The organism is Burkholderia sp. Bp9143, assembly GCF_003853645.1.
Taxonomy (GTDB): domain Bacteria; phylum Pseudomonadota; class Gammaproteobacteria; order Burkholderiales; family Burkholderiaceae; genus Burkholderia.
The window spans coordinates 155,802-173,976 of the sequence record NZ_QTPO01000004.1; the positions used below are offsets into that span (position 1 = coordinate 155,802).

12 protein-coding genes are annotated in these 18,175 nt (G+C 67.9%); 5 read left to right on the forward strand and 7 right to left on the reverse strand.

The genetic code is table 11. The features are described 5' to 3' along the window. The first annotated feature begins 15 nt into the window (after positions 1 to 15). Positions 16 to 1,341, forward strand: a complete 1,326-nt coding sequence (locus tag DIE23_RS04420) for an MFS transporter (protein WP_124610983.1) — start codon at positions 16 to 18, stop codon at positions 1,339 to 1,341. Between the two features lie 229 nt (positions 1,342 to 1,570). Beyond that, a complete protein-coding gene (locus DIE23_RS04425) occupies positions 1,571 to 2,113 on the forward strand; it encodes a cysteine hydrolase family protein (RefSeq protein ID WP_124610984.1) in 543 nt (180 codons plus the stop codon). 95 nt (positions 2,114 to 2,208) lie between these two features. Here the strand turns inward: DIE23_RS04425 and DIE23_RS04430 are convergent, their stop codons facing one another. The 5 genes from DIE23_RS04430 to DIE23_RS04450 form a co-directional block, all read right to left on the reverse strand. After that, positions 2,209 to 3,312 carry a porin gene (locus tag DIE23_RS04430; RefSeq protein ID WP_124610985.1) on the reverse strand — a complete coding sequence of 368 codons (1,104 nt, stop codon included), beginning with the start codon at positions 3,310 to 3,312 and terminating at the stop codon, positions 2,209 to 2,211. 63 nt (positions 3,313 to 3,375) lie between these two features. After that, positions 3,376 to 3,795, reverse strand: a complete 420-nt coding sequence (locus DIE23_RS04435) for a DoxX family protein (protein ID WP_124610986.1) — start codon at positions 3,793 to 3,795, stop codon at positions 3,376 to 3,378. A gap of 178 nt (positions 3,796 to 3,973) precedes the next feature. After that, a complete protein-coding gene (locus DIE23_RS04440) occupies positions 3,974 to 5,251 on the reverse strand; it encodes a cytochrome c (protein WP_124610987.1) in 1,278 nt (425 codons plus the stop codon). A 2-nt stretch (positions 5,252 to 5,253) separates the two neighbouring features. Further along, positions 5,254 to 6,873, reverse strand: coding sequence for a GMC family oxidoreductase (locus DIE23_RS04445; RefSeq protein ID WP_124610988.1), 1,620 nt, complete (start codon positions 6,871 to 6,873; stop codon positions 5,254 to 5,256). Then, complete coding sequence (locus tag DIE23_RS04450) at positions 6,873 to 7,379, reverse strand: sugar dehydrogenase complex small subunit (protein ID WP_124610989.1); 507 nt, start codon at positions 7,377 to 7,379, stop codon at positions 6,873 to 6,875. The genes DIE23_RS04445 and DIE23_RS04450 overlap by 1 nt, the downstream gene beginning before the upstream one ends. Positions 7,380 to 7,682: 303 nt before the next feature. Between DIE23_RS04450 and DIE23_RS04460 the strand changes: the two genes are divergently transcribed. Both DIE23_RS04460 and pbpC read left to right on the forward strand, forming a co-directional pair. Continuing rightward, complete coding sequence (locus tag DIE23_RS04460; RefSeq protein WP_124610990.1) at positions 7,683 to 13,712, forward strand: alpha-2-macroglobulin; 6,030 nt, start codon at positions 7,683 to 7,685, stop codon at positions 13,710 to 13,712. A 10-nt stretch (positions 13,713 to 13,722) separates the two neighbouring features. Next, a complete protein-coding gene (gene pbpC, locus DIE23_RS04465) occupies positions 13,723 to 15,960 on the forward strand; it encodes a penicillin-binding protein 1C (RefSeq protein WP_124610991.1) in 2,238 nt (745 codons plus the stop codon). A 17-nt stretch (positions 15,961 to 15,977) separates the two neighbouring features. Here pbpC and DIE23_RS39995 read toward each other — a convergent pair whose 3' ends face one another. After that, positions 15,978 to 16,112: a hypothetical protein gene (locus DIE23_RS39995; RefSeq protein WP_260435960.1), complete on the reverse strand. Its 135-nt coding sequence runs from the start codon at positions 16,110 to 16,112 to the stop codon at positions 15,978 to 15,980. An 84-nt stretch (positions 16,113 to 16,196) separates the two neighbouring features. Between DIE23_RS39995 and DIE23_RS04475 the strand changes: the two genes are divergently transcribed. Next, positions 16,197 to 16,889: a hypothetical protein gene (locus DIE23_RS04475; RefSeq protein WP_124610992.1), complete on the forward strand. Its 693-nt coding sequence runs from the start codon at positions 16,197 to 16,199 to the stop codon at positions 16,887 to 16,889. A 37-nt stretch (positions 16,890 to 16,926) separates the two neighbouring features. Here the strand turns inward: DIE23_RS04475 and DIE23_RS04480 are convergent, their stop codons facing one another. Then, positions 16,927 to 18,174: a multidrug effflux MFS transporter gene (locus DIE23_RS04480; protein WP_124610993.1), complete on the reverse strand. Its 1,248-nt coding sequence runs from the start codon at positions 18,172 to 18,174 to the stop codon at positions 16,927 to 16,929. Position 18,175: the final 1 nt, after the last annotated feature.

The window sequence follows — 18,175 nt, forward strand, 5'->3', positions numbered from 1 at the left end:
TAGCAGGGGAACCCCATGGAAACGTCCGCCCTTTCGTACGCCGGCTCGCCGGCCGATGCCCGCGCCGCCGCGAAGAAACGCCGCCTGATCGCGGCCGCCGCGGTCGGCAACGCGCTCGAGTTCTACGACTTCACGGTCTACAGCTTCTTCGCGATCCTGATCGGCAAGCTGTTCTTTCCGGTGCACTCGTCGTTCGGGCAGTTGATGCTCGCGGTCGCGAGCTTCGGCGTCGGCTTCGTCACGCGTCCGCTCGGCGGGCTCGTGATCGGCATGTACGCCGATCGCGCCGGCCGCAAGAAAGCGATGATCCTGACGCTGCTGCTGATGGCGCTCGGCACCGCGACGATCGCGGTCGCGCCCACCTTCGCGCAGATCGGCATCGCCGCGCCGCTGTTGCTCGTGCTTGCGCGCCTGCTGCAGGGGTTCGCATCGGGCGGCGAAGTCGGCGCGTCGACCACGCTGCTGCTCGAACAGGCGCCGCAGCACCGCCGCGGCTTCTATGCGTCGTTCCAGTTCTCGAGCCAGGGGCTCGCCGCGCTCGCGGGGGCGCTCACCGGCGTCGCGCTGACGTCGACGCTCAATGCCGCTCAGCTCGAAAGCTGGGGCTGGCGCGTGCCGTTCATCATCGGCACGCTGTTCGTACCGATCGGCTACTGGCTGCGCCGCACCGTCGAGGAAGTGCCGGCTGCCGCGCCTGCTGCCGCTGCCACGCACGACGAGCCGGTCGCGTCGCTGCCGCTCGCCGACGTGCTGCGCCATCACGGCAAGGCCGTGTTCGCGGGCCTGGGCGTGACGATCGGCGGCACGTCGATCCACTACATCATCGTGTTCTACATGGCAATCTACGGCGTGCAGGTGCTGCACCTACCGACCTGGCTGTCGATGACGGCCGGCTGCGTCGCCGGCGCGATCCTGATGCTCGTGACGCCGATCGGCGGCCATCTGTCGGACGTCTACGGACGCAACCGGATCGTCTGGTGGACGCGCATCGTGCTGATGACCGCGATCTATCCCGCGTTCATCGCGCTGAACCGCTGGCCGGGCGCCGCGTCGCTGCTGTCGATCATCGCCGCGCTGTCGATCGTGCATGCGATCAACATCGGCGCGACCGGCGCGATGCTCGGCGAGCTGTTCCCGCGCGCGGTGCGGGCGACCGGCGGCGCACTCGTGTACAGCGTCGGGGTTGCGATCTTCGGCGGCTTCGCGCAGTTCTTCGTGACATGGTTGATCGCGGCGACCGGCAATCCGAATGCGCCCGCGTGGTATGCGATCGGTTGCGGTGTGCTGACGCTGCTCGCCATACGGTGCATGGACGAGAAGGCCGGGAAGGCGCTCGACTGACCGATGGCCGATGCACGATGCGTGATTGACGTGGTGCGCGCGCATCGTGCATGATCGATCCATGCGCCACATCACGACCACCTCTTCGACCACGACGCGCACGACCGCCTTCGGCGGGCCCGTGCGGCGAGTGCACGCAAGGTCGTAGCGCCATTCCTCACAGGCCCCGCCGGTTCCGGACGGGGTCTTGTCGTTTCTCCGTCCGCATCGGCCACTCAGGAGAAACGCGATGTCCGAAGCCCCTTCCCCGAAACGCGCGCTGCTCGTCATCGACATGCAGGTCGGGCTGTTCCATGGCCCCGATCGTCCGCATGACGGCGAGCGCGTGCTGGGCAACATCAACCGGTTGATTCGCCACGCACATGAAGCCGGTGCGCCGGTGTTCGCCGTGCGTCACACCGGCCCGGCCGGCTCGCCGATCGCGCCCGATGCGCCGCTGGCCGCATTGCTGCCGGAGCTCGCGATCGATACGGCACGCGACATCGTGTTCGACAAGACCCGGCCGAGCTGCTTCGCAGGCACCCGGCTCGCCGAATGGCTGCACGCGGCCGGTATCGGCGAGATCGTGATTGCCGGAATGAAGACGCAGTACTGCATCGACACGGCGTGCCGCGCGGCGCCCGATCTCGGCTTTCGCGCGGTGCTCGTGACGGATGCGCATACCTGCATGGATACGCCTGAACTGTCGGCCGAGCGGATCGTCGCACATCACAATGCGACGCTTGGCGGGCCGTTCGCGACGCTGACGACGACCGAGGCCTGTGTGTTCTGACCGGCAACGCCTACGGCGCGCCGCATGCCTGCCGCCCGTAAACGCAACAAGGCACGTGCCGCCCTCACCCGTGCCTTGCGTGCGCCACGCCCCGCTCAGAACGTATGCATCATCCCCACATACGCACCCGTCTGCGACTCGCCCGTCATCGGGCTCGTCCCTGAAGTCGCGTCGCGCGGCGACGCGAGCAGCGAGAAGTTCGAGTTGCCGCCATTCCGCACGTACGCAACCGTGCCGTACAGGAACGTACGCTTCGACAGGTTGTACGTAGTCCCGAGCACATACATGATCGCGTGCCCCGACGGATCGTGCGACGCATCGCCACCGCCGTCGCCGACCTTCACGTAGTACCCGCCGCCCGTCACGGCCCACTGCGGCGTGGCCGTATAGGTCGCGCCGAGCCAGTAGTGATCGGCGCGATCGGCGACACCGGCCAGGCTATCCGGCGCCTGGTAGTGCGTATACGCGCCCTGGATCTTGAACTTCGACACCTTCACGTTCGCGCCGACGAAATACTCGCGCGACGCGGTGAAGATGTTGCTGAACTTGCCGTTGTTGTCGCGCAGTTCGTCGTAGATGCCCCGCACGTCGAGCACCGGCGAGTGATACGAGATCATGATCCCGTCCGAGCGGCCGAAATCGTCGGCCGCGCCGTAATTGAAGCCGCGCGACTGGTTGCCGAACGCGTATTGCGCCTGCACGTCGAAGCCGCCGATCACCGGGCTGTGATATTCGATATTGTTGCTGCTCTGCTGCCAGTTGCGGCCGCGCACGAGTGATGCCGACGAAAACGCCTGCTGGACGAACGGATCGAATTCCCACACGCCGTCGCTGTCGATGAACAGGTTTCGGCCGGCCTGCAGCTGGCCCCACGTGTCGCTCTTCAGCCCGACATACGCGCGGCGCGACCACATGCGTCCGCCGCCCGTGGTGCCGTTCATCACCTGGAACGCGGTTTCCAGGTTGAAGACCGTCGACATCCCGCCGCCGAGATCCTCGACGCCCTTCAGGCCGAACATGCTGGTGCCCCAGTCGCCGCCTTCCGCGCTCCAGCGCGTCGAACTGCCGTTGGGCGTCGCGATGTGGTTCAGATATTCGACGCCGCCGTCGATACGGCCGTACAGCGTCACGCTGGTCTGTGCGAACGCGCCCGCCGGTGCGGCAGCCGCGATCAGCCATGCGAAGTGTTTGAGTCGCAAAATGTTGCCCCCTCGGAGTCTCGACCATCCGACACGCGCCCGATGCGCGCGTCGGCGGTCCGTTCACCCGCGATCGATCGAAAAACGCCCGGGGCCGGCCGCGCAAAGCGCGAGCAAGCCACCCGAGATCGCGATGTTCTTGTAGAAATGAATCATGTTGTCGATCTGCTCGCCGCCCGTCATCGTCCAGTAGTGGTGGCCGATGATGCCGGTGCCGATCGTATACAGCGCAAGCAGCAGTGCGAGCGGCCGCGTCTGGAAGCCGACCAGGATTGCGATGCCGACGAACAGCTCCATCACAACGGAGATCGCGGCGGAGATGATCGGCGCAGGCGCGCCCTCCGAACCCATGAACGCGATGGTCCCGTGGAAGTCGACGACCTTCTTCCAGCCGAACATCACGAACAGGATCACGAGCAGGATTCGGGACAGCAGCAGCAGCACATCGCGCTGGGACGCGAGAAACGGTTGATTCGGTGTCATGGTGTGATCAACGAAAGCGATGCGCGAACCGCGCGCACCGGATTGCCAATGAACCGGGACGGGCGGCCACTCGTGCCGCCCGCCCCGCTCTGCAACAACCGGCATCGGGGCCCGCCCGATGTGCTGTGCTCCTCCTCTTGTCAGTGTTGCCCTGCTTCGTGCCGCGTCGCGCCTGGCGTCAACGCGCCTTCGCGACGTCCTGCTCGGTCACCTTCGCGGCCGGGTTGCCGAACTGGCCGGTCAGGTAGTTCGTCAGCGCGGCGATCTGCGCATCCGACAGCTCGTTGCGGAACGCGGGCATGCCGACGTCCTCGCTGCCGGCCTTGCGCTGCACGCCGTTCAGGATCACCAGCACCAGGTTCGCCGGATTCGACGCACCGACCGTCGAGTTGTGGAACAGCGACGGGTAATAGCCGTCCGGCGTGCCCTTGCCCTGCATCTGGTGGCACGTCGCGCAGTTGCCGAGATACAGCCGCGCCGGATCGATGCCCGACGACGCGAGCGCGACGCCGCGCAGCTTCAGGCCGTCTTCCGCCGGCTTGCCCCACGACGAGCGCGGCTGCTTCGCGTCGCCGCTGGCCACTGCCGGCACCGTGCGGATGTACGTCGCGATCGCGCCGATGTCGGCGTCGGTCATCTTCGAGAAGCTGTGCTCGACCGCCTCGGCCATCGGACCGGCCGCCTGCGCGACGCCCGGCACGCTGCCGGTACGCAGGTACTGGACGAGTTGCTGCTGCGTCCAGCCGCCGATCCCCGCGTTCGGGTCGGCCGTGATGTTGTAGCCGTCCCAGCCCGCCAGCACCGAACCCGACAGGAAGCTGCCGCCCGTCTCGTCGAGCGACTTCTCCTGCATCGCGATGCCGCGCGGCGTGTGGCACGTGCTGCAGTGCGCGAGGCCCTGCACCAGGTACGCGCCGCGGTTCCACTCGGCGCTCTGCGACGGCTTCGGCTGGTACGCGCCGTCCTTCAGGAACAGCCAGTTCCAGATCTTCAGCGGCCAGCGCATGCTCAGCAGCGCGGGGATCTCGTTCTTCGGCGGCGTCTGCTTGACCGGCTGGACACCGTGCATGAAGTACGCGTACAACGCCTGCACGTCGTCGTCGTTGATCTTCGCGTACGACACGTACGGCATCGCCGGATACAGGTTGTCGCCGTTCTTCGACACACCGTGACGCACCGCGCGCTCGAAGTCGTCGAACGTCCAGTTGCCGATGCCGGTGTCCGGGTCGGGCGTGATGTTGCTCGTATAGATCTTGCCGAGCATCGGCACCGGCATCCCGAGGCCGCCGGCGAACGGCTTGCCGCCCTTCGTGGTGTGGCAGGCCATGCAGTCGCCCGCGACCGCGAGGTATTCGCCGCGCTTGATCTGCGCGGGATCGGCCGAATCGGCCGCGCGCACGAGGCCCGGCAGCGCGAAGCAGCCGGCGAGGAGGAAGGTGAGAGTAGATTTCCGCACGGTCAGACTTCCTTCTTCAGCGTGTCCGACATCCGCAGCGCCAACGCCGCGATCGTCAGCGTCACGTTCACCGTACCGACGGTCGGCATCGTCGAGCTGCTCGAGATGAACAGGTTCGGATGGTCGAACGTGCGGCAGTCCTTGTCGACGACCGAGTCGCGTGCATCCGCGCCCATGATCGTCGCGCCCGTGATGTGGTTGTTCGGCGCGAACTCGTCGTTGAACACGACCTCCGTGCCGCCCAGCACCTTCGCGGCCGTTGCATAGACCTCGCGCGTATGCACGGCGCCGCGCTTCACGTAGTCGTCGATCGCATATGTGATTTCCGGGCGCGGAATGCCGACCGCGTCGGTGGCCGTCTTGCTCGGCACGATGCGGTTCTCGGGCTGCGGCAGGATTTCGTGGAAGCAGTCGAACTGCACGTAGCGCGCGGAACGATCGCGGATCTGCGCGTCGAGCTCGTCGGATTTCATCAGCTTGCCGGCCTTGAAGATCTTCTGCGTCTCCTGGTTGATGCGCGACATGTTCGACAGGTGGATCTTCTTCGCGGCTTCGGTCGCGCGGAACGGGCCGTCGCGGAAACCGATCAGCGACGTCATCTCCTGCGGGCCGCGGCCCGGCCACAGCTTCTCGCTCGCATAGAACGACACGCCCGTGCCCGGGTGGTCCATCAGGTTGCGCCCGACCATGTCGGAGCTGTTCGCGACGCCGTTCGGGAAATCGCGGTTCGCCGACATCAGCAGGATCTTCGGCGTCTCGATGCCGTTCGCGGCGACGACGAAGTACTTGCCCTCGACGCGATGGTCGGCGCCCGTCTTGTCCTTGTAGATCGCGGCGACGATGCGCTTGTCCGGGCCCGTCTCGAGCTTGTGGACGACCGCGCTGTCGATCAGCTTCGCGCCGGCCTGCTCGGCCTTCTCGACGTGAACGATGCCGTTGTACATCGCACCGATCGGGCAGATCGGCATGCAGTTGTTGTTCCCGCAACAGGTCGGGCGGCCGTCGTACGGACGGCTGTTGCGCGCGACCGGCTCGGTCACGACGTGGAACTTCGGGTCATGGCCGTTGAGCGCGCTCTTGATCGTCTGCTCGTTGAACGACAACGGCAGCGGCGGCATCGGGTACGGCTGCTTGCGCGGCGAGTACAGGTCTTCCTCAGGGCCGGGGCCCCACACGCCGAGCTCTTCCTCGGCGCGCTGGTAGTAATGCTCGAGGTCGTCGTACTGGATCGGCCAGTCGCGGCCGACGCCGTACACCGTCTTCATCTTGAAGTCGTTCGGGATGAAGCGCCACGCCGACGCGGCCCAGTGCCACGTCGTGCCGCCCACCGCGCGGATGTACTGCGAATTGAATTTATGCTCGCCCTTCAGGATCAGGTAGTCGTTCGGCGGGCCGTATTCCGGATGCGGGGCCCACGAGCTCGACGGGTATGGCGCCATGAAGTCCGTCTTGTCGGGCTGGTTGCGAAAGCGTTCGACGATTTCCCAGCGCGGCATGCGCGGGCCTGCCTCGAGCAGGATCACCGACTTGCCGGCCATCGCGAGTTGGTGCGCGACGATCGCGCCTGCGACACCGGACCCGACGACCACGACGTCGGCTTTTTGCGTATCGGTATCGGCCATCAGGCTTGCCTCTCGATCGGTTTTTCGGCCCAGAAGCCAGGTTTGTTGGGGCAATACGAAGGGATCACGAGCGTATCCGACACCACGCTGAACATTAATGCCTCTTCGTAGGTAATCACGACGTTGTCGACGATGCCGAGATACCAGGCTTCGAGAATCGACAGCGCGGAAGCCTGCTGATCGGGATTCAATGAACCGGACGCAAGCGCGCCGGCGAGTTGCGACAGACCGTCGGCCGTCTTGAACGAACCCTTCTGCAAGGCCTGCAGGAAGCGTTCGCCGAGCACGCGGCTCAGCCCTTTCTTGCCTGTCAGTGCTTCGGAGAGCGTCATGAACGTGTCGAGCGGCGCGGTGCCGGGGTTATCGGCCAGGGCCCGCAACGCCAGCGAGCCCGTGAGGCCCGCCGCCGTCAGCGCCAGTGCGCCCTGCAGCCATTGACGCCGTGTGATGCCGCTTGCGGCTGCGTCGTTGTCACGACGCGAGTGGGGGGTGTTGTCGTTGTGCATGTTTCCTTCTCTCGAACACCGGATTCGGGAAAACCACGCTTGATATTTCTCAAACTTTCGCGCGGCCCTGAAATGTACGCGCACAATTCGGATCGGACAATGCTTTTATAGTCCATTAAATGTTCCGCAATCCGAGACAATCGACATTTCGCTGCAATTTTGTGTCGTCGACGCGACAATTCTGCATTGCGATCCAGTGTGTCGCACGCCGACGACACGGCCCCTCCCGCCATCCGCTCGCATGCCCGTCGGTTAGAATCCCGTGCAATCAAACAGAAAGCTTCCCTCCGAGGGCACCGAGCGATGAAGCAGCACGACAAACACAACAACACGCATCAATCCAATCACACCACACGGCTGCTCTGGCGCATCGGCGCGGTCGCCGCACTCGGGGGCGCCGCGGCACTGTCACTGCATGCACTTGCGGCACGCACGGTGAGCGTATCGCCGCAAGGCACGGTCACCGAAGTCCGGCAGAGCGTCGTCAAGTTCGACGAACCGATGGTCGCGTTCGGCTCGGCGTCCGCGCCGAACCCCGCGCGCATGACCTGCAACGATTCCACCGCCGCACGCGGCCAGGGTCACTGGCTCGACGACAAGACGTGGGTCTACGATTTCGAGAACGACCTGCCGCCAGGCGTGCGCTGCTCGGTCGCGCTCAACGACACGCTGCGCTCGGTCGCCGGCAATGCGGTCAGCGGCCCGCGCCGCTTCACGTTTCAAACCGGCGGCCCGTTCCCGGTGACGGTGCGCCCCGGCTCGCGCGAGATCGAGGAACGCCAGGTCTTCGTGCTGAAGCTGAACGGCCCGGCCGAGCCGCGTTCCGCGCTCGCCAACATCTGGTGCGAAGCGGCCGGCATCGGCAACCGCATCCCCGTCACGGCCGCCGACGACGATACCCGCAACGCGCTGCTCGACCACTTCGGGCTGAAGAAGGACGCCGCGCGCGTGCTGACGCTGTCGTGCGCGCAGGCGCTGCCCGCGAGCGCGAAGATGCAGCTCGTCTACGGCAAGGGCGTCGCGAGCCCGAGCGGCATCGCGAACGACACCGAGCGCCGCTTCGACTTCACCGTGCGCGCCCCGTTCGCCGCGAGCTTCTCGTGTGAGCGCGAGAACGCGAAGGCGCCATGCACGCCGCTGCGTCCGCTGACGCTTTCGTTCAATGCACCGATCTCGCGCAAGAACGCCGAGGCGATCAAGCTGCGCGGCCCTGACGGTTCGCTTTCGCCGACCTTCGCCGCCGACGACCACAGCGACGAAGTGACGACCGTCACGTTCAACCCGCCGCTGCCCGCGCGGGCGAACCTGACGATCGAGCTGCCGTCCGGCCTGCGCGACGTGACCGACCGTTCGCTCGCGAACGCCGACCTGTTCCCGCTCGCGACGCGCACCGCGCCGATGCCACCGCTCGCGAAATTCTCGTCGGGCACGTTCGGGATCGTCGAGCGCTTCGCCGAACCCGATACGCCCGCGCTCGTGCCCGTCACGCTGCGCAACGTCGAGGCCGACCTGCATATCGCGGGCCTCAACACGAGCGGCGCGCAATTCTCGAACCTGAAGGTCGACGACGACACCGCGATCCGTCAATGGATGCGCACCGTCGAGCGCTTCGACAACTGGTCGATGACGGCCGGCACGATCGACGAGCGCATCCCGGGCCTGCTCCGGCGCAAGGGCCAGCACCCCGTCTACGTGCCGCTCGAGGCCGGCGAGAAGATGCCCGCGCCGCAGAACCGCCGCATCGACGTGCGCTCGCTGTCGCTGCTCACCGGCGAACGGGGTGCGCAGGCGCTGACGCTGCCGAAGGCCGATCCGAAGGCACTGCGCCCGTTCGAGGTCGTCGGCGTGCCGATCGAAAAACCCGGCTTCTACGTGCTCGAACTCGCGTCGCCCGCGCTCGGCCGCTCGCTGCTCGCGAAGCCGTCGAGCATGTACGTGCGCACCACCGTGCTCGTCACGAACCTCGGCGTGCATCTGAAACAGGGCCGCGAGAACAACCTCGTGTGGGTCACGACGCTCGACAAGGGCAAGCCGGTGCCGAACGCGCGGATCCGCGTGTCGGATTGCAACGGCGACGAGATCGCGTCCGGCAAGACCGACGCGCAAGGCCTGCTGAAGATCGACGGTCCGTTCGAGCCGAAGCACGAATGCAGCCAGTCGGAACGCTTCGGCGACTACTTCGTGTCGGCGCGCGTCGACGATCCGAAGACGGGCCCCGACATGGCGTTCGTCAGCTCGAACTGGAACCGCGGGATCGAAGCGTGGCGCTTCAACGTGCCGACCGACACCGACAGCGCGCCGACCGTGCGCGCGCATACCGTGTTCGACCGCACACTCTTGCGTGCCGGCGAAACCGTGTCGATGAAGCACTTCCTGCGCACCGAGACGCTGCAAAGCCTCGCGATCCCGGCGCAATACCCGACGCGCGTGACGATCCGCCATCTCGGCTCCGACCAGACCTACAAGCTGCCGCTCACGTGGTCGGCCGATCACAGCGCGGACACGCGGTTCGCGTTGCCGCCCGCGGCGAAGCTCGGCGAATACAGCGTGTCGCTCGAAGGCGGCCCGGACGATGCGCCAACCACCAGCTACTACAGCGGCAGCTTCCGTGTCGAGGCGTTCCGCCTGCCGGTGCTCAAGGGGACGATCAGCGCGCGCGACGCACAAAAGAGCCCGCTCGTCGCGGTCAAGGAAGCGCCGCTCGCGGTGCAGATCGACTACGTGTCGGGTGGCGGTGCATCGAATCTGCCCGTGCAGGTATCGGCGCTGATGAAGTGGGCGTCGCCGCCGTTCGTGGATCGCTTCGAGGACTTCAGCTTCACGCCATATCGTCCGGAACGGAGCGACGGCAATGCCGACGACGACTCGCAGGACGGTGACAGCGCATCGGCCGCGAACAACGATCCCGACGCGACCAAGCTGATCGCGGACAAGCTGCCGCTGACGCTCGACCGCAACGGCGCGGGTGCCGTCACGCTCAAGGGTCTGCCCGACGTCGACGCGCCGAAGCGCATCGCGCTCGAGGCGACGTTCGCGGACCCGAACGGCGAAGTGCAGACGATCCGCGGCGACACGATCCTGTGGCCGGCCGCGGTGGTGGCCGGCATCAAGGCCGGCCGCTGGGTATCGGTCGGCCAGCGCGTGCCGGTGCAGGCGCTCGCGGTCGACCTGCAGGGCAAGCCCCGTGCATCGGTGCCGATCGAGATCAAGGGCGTCGCGCACATCACGACGTCGTCGCGCAAGCGGATGGTCGGCGGCTTCTATGCATACGACAACAAGAGCGACACGCGCGACCTCGGCGTGCTGTGCTCGGGCAAGACCGACGACAAGGGCCGCATGGCCTGCGACGCGACGCTCGAGCAGGCCGGCAACGTGCAGCTGATCGCGGTCGCGAAGGACGGCGACGGGCGGACGTCGAATGCGTCGACGTCCGTCTGGGTCACGCGCGAGGACGAACTCTGGTTCGGCGGCGACAACACCGACCGGATCGACGTGATCCCGGAGAAGACGTCCTACGAACCGGGCGAAACAGCCCGCTTCCAGGTGCGCATGCCGTTCCGCTACGCGACCGCGCTCGTCGCGGTCGAACGCGGCGGCGTGATGGAAACGCACATCGTCGAACTGAACGGCAAGAACCCGACCGTCGACCTGAAGGTCGGCGAATCGTGGGGGCCGAACGTGTACGTGTCGGTGCTCGCGTTACGCGGCCGGATTCGCGAAGTGCCGTGGTACTCGTTCTTCACGTGGGGCTGGAAGGCTCCGGTCGAATGGGCCCGCGCGTTCTGGCGCGAAGGCCGTCACTATGAAGCGCCGACCGCGTTCGTCGACCTGTCGAAGCCGGCGTTCCGCTACGGCCTCGGCGAGATCAAGGTCGGCACGGGCGTGCATCGTCTCGGCGTGGCCGTGACGACCGACGCGACGCGCTACACGGTGCGCAGCAAGGCGCAGGCGCACGTGAAGGTCACGCTGCCGAACGGCCAGCCCGCGCCGGCCGGCACGCAGATCGCGGTCGCGGCCGTCGACGAGGCGCTGCTCGAACTGATGCCGAACAACAGCTGGGACCTGCTCGACGCGATGCTGCAGCGACGCGCGTACGGCGTCGAGACGGCCACCGCGCAGATGGAAATCGTCGGCCGCCGCCATTTCGGCCGCAAGGCCGTGCCGGCCGGCGGCGGCGGCGGCAGCGCACCGACGCGCGAGCTGTTCGACACGCTGCTGCTGTGGAATCCGCGCGTGACGCTCGACGCGAACGGCAGCGCGACCGTCGAGGTGCCGCTGAACGACGCGCTCACGCGCTTCCGGATCGTCGCGATCGCGGCGGTCGGCCCCGACCGCTTCGGCACCGGCAGCACGTCGATTCGCAGCACGCAGGACCTGCAACTGATCTCCGGCCTGCCGCCGCTCGTGCGCGAAGGCGATGCGTTCCGCGCGCAGGTCACGTTGCGCAACACGACCGACCGCGCGATGCAGGTCGTCGTGACGCCGCACGTGACGGGCCTCGACGTCGCGCCGCAAACCGTATCGCTCGCGGCCAATGCGGCAACCGAGGTCGCGTGGACGATCACCGTGCCCGAGCAGGCGCTCGACGCGGCCGGCGCGCTGAACTGGCGCATCGAGGCAGCCGAGCAAGGCGGCAAGCGCGCGTCCGACGCGCTGGCCGTCGCGCAGAAGGTCGTGCCCGCGCTGCCGGTGACCGTGCAGCAGGCCACGCTCACCCAGGTCGACGGCACGCTGACGGTGCCCGTGTCAGCCCCGGCCGGTGCCGTCAACAACGCGCAAGGCGCGCCGCGCGGCGGCATCGCCGTGTCGCTGCAATCGAAGCTCGCGGACGGCCTGCCTGGCGTACGGCGCTGGTTCGAGCGCTATCCGTACCGCTGCCTCGAACAGCAGACGTCGCGCGCGATCGGCCTGCACGACGCCGCGCAATGGCAGGCGCTGGTGGCACGCATGCCCGTCTACCTCGACAACGACGGGCTCGCGAGCTACTTCCCGCCATCGTCCGACGATGCGCACTACGGCAGCCCGACGCTGTCGTCGTACCTGCTCGTGGTCGCCGACGAGGCGAGCCGCCTCGACCCGCGCTTCGCGCTGCCGGAAGACCTGCGCACGCAGATCGAGGCCGGGCTCGCGCGTTTCGTCGACGGCCGCATCGAGCGCAACGCGTGGGCGCCGCGCCAGGATCGCGACCTGCGCAAGCTCGCGGCGATCGAGGCGCTGTCGCGTTACGGCGCAGCACAGGGCCGCATGCTCGGTTCGATCGAGATCGCGCCGAACCAGTGGCCGACGTCGGCGGTGATCGACTATCACGCGATCCTCACGCGCGTGAAGGACATCCCGCAGCGTGACGAGAAACGCGCACAGGTCGAGCAGATCCTGCGTGCGCGCCTCACCTACCAGGGCACGCAGCTCGTGTTCTCGACCGCGCGCGACGACGACCTGTGGTGGTTGATGACGAGCAACGAGACCAACGCCGCGCGTCTCGCGCTGGAATTCGCGGGCGACCCGGCGTGGAAGGACGAGATGCCGCGCGTGGCGACCGGCCTGCTCGCGCTGCAACGCCAGGGCGCATGGCAGACGACGACGTCGAACGCACTCGGCCAGCTCGCGATCGAACGCTTCTCGCGCACCTACGAGAGCACGCCGGTCGCCGGCACGACGAAGGTCGCGCTCGGCGGCAACGAGCGCGCGATCTCGTGGTCGCAGGCACCGGCGCCCGCCGATGTGCCCGCGTCGGCCACTGCCGCGACCCGCGCCGCCGCACGCAGCGTGCTGATGCCGTGGCCGCGTGCGTCGCAGGCGCCGGCCACGCTATCCGTCACGCGGGACGGCACGGGCCGCCCGTGGGCGACTGTCGAGAGCCTCGCGGCCGTCCCGTTGCGCGCGCCGTTCGCGGCTGGCTACCGGATTACCAAGACCGTCACGCCCGTGTCGCCCGCCGTCAAGGGCGTGCTGACGCGCGGCGACGTCGTACGCGTGCATCTCGACATCGATGCGCAGAGCGATATGACGTGGGTGGTCGTCAACGATCCGATCCCGTCGGGCGCGACGATCCTCGGCTCGGGCCTTGGCCGCGACTCCGAAGCCGCGACGCAGGGCGAGAAAACACCGGACGGTGCATGGCCGGCGTTCATCGAACGCGATTTCGACGGCTACCGCGCGTACTACGACTATCTGCGGAAGGGCAAATTCTCGGTCGAGTACACGGTGCGGCTGAACAACGTCGGCACCTTCGGGCTGCCGCCGACGCGCGTCGAGGCTCTGTATGCGCCATCCGTGTACGGTCTGTGGCCGAATCCGCCGATGACCGTGAAGCCCGCCGACGCGGGCAAGTAATGAGACCGTGATGATCGATCGTGTCTTGCCGCGGCCGGCGCGTTTCTCCGGCCGCGTCTTCATCGCCGCCGTGCTGGCCGTGCCGCTCGTCGCGCACGCGCTGCCCGGCTACGACGACGTGCGCCGCAACTGGCGCAGTTCCGATTGGGTGCTGCTCGCGCGCGACGGCACGCCGCTGCAGCGCACGCGTGTCGACCTCATTGAACGGCGCGGCGACTGGGTGTCGCTCGCCGACGTGTCGCCCGCGTTCCGCGAGGCAATCGTCGTGTCCGAGGACAAGCGCTTCTACGAACACAGCGGCGTCGACTGGCGCGGGATCGCCGGCGCGGCGTGGGGCAACCTGTGGAACGAACGCACGCGCGGCGCGTCGACCGTGACGATGCAGCTCGCCGGGCTGCTCAGCGATTCACCGCGCCGCTCGGGCCAGCGCTCGCTGCCGCAGAAGGCCACGCAGGCGATGAACGCGCTGCTGCTCGAACGCGGCTGGCGCAAGGACCAGATCCTCGAGGCCTACCTGAATCTCGTGCCGTTCCGCGGCGAAACGGTCGGGCTCGCCGCGCTGTCGCAGGTGCTGTTCGGCAAGGCGCCGTCCGGCCTCGACGCACGTGAAGCCGCGATCGCGGCCGCGCTGGTGCGGGCACCCAACGCGGCACCCGCGAAGGTCGCCGAGCGTGCTTGCCGGATCCTGCGCGACATGCATGCGGAGCAGGCATGCGCGTCGCTCGACGGCTACGTGCAGCTCGTGATCGCCCGCCCGGCCAACGCTGTGCGCGACGACGGCGCCGCCCTCGCCCCGCACTTCGCGCGCCGCATCGCGGCCGAGGTAAAACCGGCGGCCGGCGCGCAGGTGCGCACGACGCTCGATGCACCGCTGCAGCGCTTCGCGCGCGACACGCTGACGCGCGCATTGACCGAACTCAACGCGCCCGCACACCGGCGCAACGTGCAGGATGGCGCGGTCGTCGTGATCGACAACGCGACCGGCGAGATTCGCGCATGGGTCGGTTCGTCGGGTGCGTTGTCGAACGCGCGCGACGTCGACGCCGTGCTCGCGCCGCGTCAGGCCGGCTCGACGCTCAAGCCGTTCCTCTACGCGCAGGCGATCGACGAGAAGCGGCTGACGGCCGCATCGCTGCTCGACGACGCACCGATCAACCTCTCGGCCGGCGGCGGCCTCTACATTCCGCAGAACTACGACAAGGACTTCAAGGGCTGGGTGAGCGTGCGCACCGCGCTCGGCGGCTCGCTGAACGTGCCGGCCGTGCGCACGCTCGTGCTCGTCACGCCGCACCGCTTCGCGCGCACGCTGACCGCGCTCGGCCTGCCGCTCGCGCAGGAAGGCGACTACTACGGCTTCAGCCTCGCGCTCGGCAGCGCCGACGTCACGCTGCTGTCGTTGACCAATGCGTACCGCGCGCTCGCGAACGGCGGCGTCGCGCGAACGGTCGTCGACCTGCCTGCGTCGGCGCCCGTTTCCGGCGTATCGACACCAGGACGTCCGGACAACGGCACGCGCGTATTCAGCGAAGCGGCCAGCTTCGTCGTCACCGACATCCTCTCCGACAACAACGCGCGCGTGCGCACGTTCGGCTTCGACAACCCGCTCGCGACGCGCTTCTTCTCGGCGGTCAAGACCGGCACGAGCAAGGACATGCGCGACAACTGGACGGTCGGCTTCACGTCGCGCTATACGGTCGGCGTGTGGGTCGGCAATGCGGACGGTTCGCCGATGTGGGACGTGTCGGGGGTAACCGGCGCGTCGCCGGTGTGGTCGGCCGTCGTCGGCTACCTGCACCGCGACCTGCCGAGCCGCGCGCCGCGTCCGCCGGCCGGTGTGGAAACGCGCCGCATCACGTTCGAGCGCGACGTCGAGCCGTCGCGCGACGAGTGGTTCGTTGCGGGCACGGCGCTGGACACGATCCGGCTCGCCGCGCCCGTCACGCCGGGCAAGGACGGCGCGCGCGCCCCCCTGACGATCGGCGCGCCGACCGACGGCACGATCTTCGCGATCGATCCGGACATTCCGCCGAAGAATCAGCGGATCTGGTTCGAGCGATCGTCCGGGCATGCCGCGCGATTCGCGTGGCGGCTCGACGACAAGGTGATCGGGCACGCCGACCGCATCGCGTGGATGCCGTGGCCGGGCCGGCACCGGCTGGAACTCGTCGACGCGCGCGGCAACGTGGCGGATGCGATCGGCTTCGAGGTGCGCGGCGCGTTCGCGAAGCCCGCCGCGCGCAAGCCCTGAGCGACTGAGCCGGACGCTTACTGGCCGGCTGCGTTCGCCTTCGTCGGCTGGGTGGAGAAGTCGATGACGGGCGCGGTCGAGATCGCGGCTTCGTTCGCGACGCTGAAGTTCGGGCGCGGCCGCCGCGTCCCGGCAGGAAAACGGGCAAGCACCGCCCGGATTCGAGACATAAAATATGAGCGGCACCGCCCCGCCGGCGGCCACCGGTTGCTCCACTCGCCCAAAGGCCCGCGACCATGAACCTTCACCACCCGCGCTTCCTCCGCCCCGCGCTGGGCACCGCCTGCGTCGCCGCCGTCGCGGCACTTGCAGGCTGCAACGGCGACGCCTGCTTCGGCGTCGATGTCTGCTTCAACAACACCAATACGCAGACCGTCGCGCTGTCCGGCACGGCCGCCACGGGCGCCGCGCTCGCGAGCGCATCGGTGACGGTCAGTTGCGCGCAAGGCTCGGCGACGACGCTGACCGACGGCGGCGGCAACTACCGCGTGACGGTCAACGCCGCGCTGCCGTGCGTGATCACCGTCGCGTCGGGCGGCACGAGCCTGCATTCGCTCGCCTACGCGAGCGGCACCTTCAACACGACGCCCGAGACCGAGCTGATGCTCGTCTATCTCGCCGCGCAGCTCGGCACCAACACGGCCGGGCTGATCGGCAATTTTCAGGGGAATGCGCACTTCCAGAGGGTGATGGGCAGCCCGGGTGCGGTGCAGGCCGCGCAATCGGCGGTGGTGACGAATCTGCAGCAGCGCTATTCGGTCACGCTGTCGACACCGGCCTTCCTGACGACGCCGTTCGTGGTCGGCCAACCGGGCGTCGACAGCGATCTCGGCGCACTGGCCAAGGCTGGCGCGATCGATTCGAACGGGATGCCGGACCCGGCCGCGGTTGCGCTGCTGGCGCAGGCGGGCGCGGCGCAGCCGCTGTGAGCGACCGGCGTGCCGTTGCGGCACCCGTTGACTCGGCTTACGCCGCTTCCCCGCTCCCGCAAGCCACGCGCGCGGCCTGCTGCTGCGTCAGGTAGCGCAGCAGCTTCGTCACCATCCACACGACGATGAACGACAGCGCGACGAAGAACACCGCGAGCGGCGTCAGCACCTGCACGGACACGAAGCCGGCCAGGCCCATCATCGCGGACGACACGAGCAGCAGCGCGCACCCGAGGATCGCGCTCGTCAGCCCCGCGATATGCGGAAACAGCGAATTGCCCTTGGCCATCAGCGTCGGATACATCGCGCCCGCGCAGAAGCCCATCACGAGCACCGGCGTCGCGAGCGTCCATACGCGCAGACCGACGGTCAGCGCCAGCACGAGCATCACGACCGCCGCGACCGCCATCACGCGCGCGCCGATGCGCAGCCGCTGCTCGGCGCTCGGCAGCCCGCGCCCATGAATCCGGTTCGACAGCCCGCCGAGGAAATACATCAGCCCGATCCCGAGCGCGAGATAGCCGAAGAAGGTCGGCGGCTTGTGCAGCGTGGTCTGCACCATGAACGGTCCAACGATGTTGAACACCAGCAGGATGCTGTAGCACAGCCCCTGCGCGAGGAAGCAGCTCTGGAACACCGGGCTCGCGAGCACCTTGCCTGCGTTCGCCATCAGCGTGCGCGGCTCGAGATGGACCGGTTTCGGCAAGGTCTCCCGGTAGTGCCACAGCAGCGCCCACATCACCAGCGAATACACCAGCAGGAACACGAGGCATGCGCGCCAGCCGAACCATTCCTGCAGGTGCGCGCCGATCACCGGCGCGATGATCGGCGCGAGCCCCCACGCAATCGACATGTAGGTAAAAGCATGCATCAGCGCCTGGCCCGAGAACGAGTCGGTGATGATCGCCTTCGCGAGCAGGTTCGTGGTCGCGATCCCGAAGCCCTGCAGGCAGCGCGCCAGCACGAACGTCTCCAGGTTCGGCGCGCCGAGCGACAGCAGGCAGCCGATCGTATAGATGACGAGCCCGAACGCGAGCACGCGCTTGCGCCCGTATGCATCGGCGACCGGGCCGAAGATCAGCTGGCCGAGCGCGTAGGCGGCCATGTAGCCGGAGACGCTCGACTGGATCGCCTGCGGCGTGGTCGCGAACGAACGCGCCATGTCGGGCAGCGCGGGCACATAGATGTCGATCGCGAGCTGGCCGGCGGAGGCGAACAGGCAAATGAGGAACAACAGGAAGCGCGGCGAGTTCGATTCGCGCGCGGAAGTGAGCGAGGCGTTCATG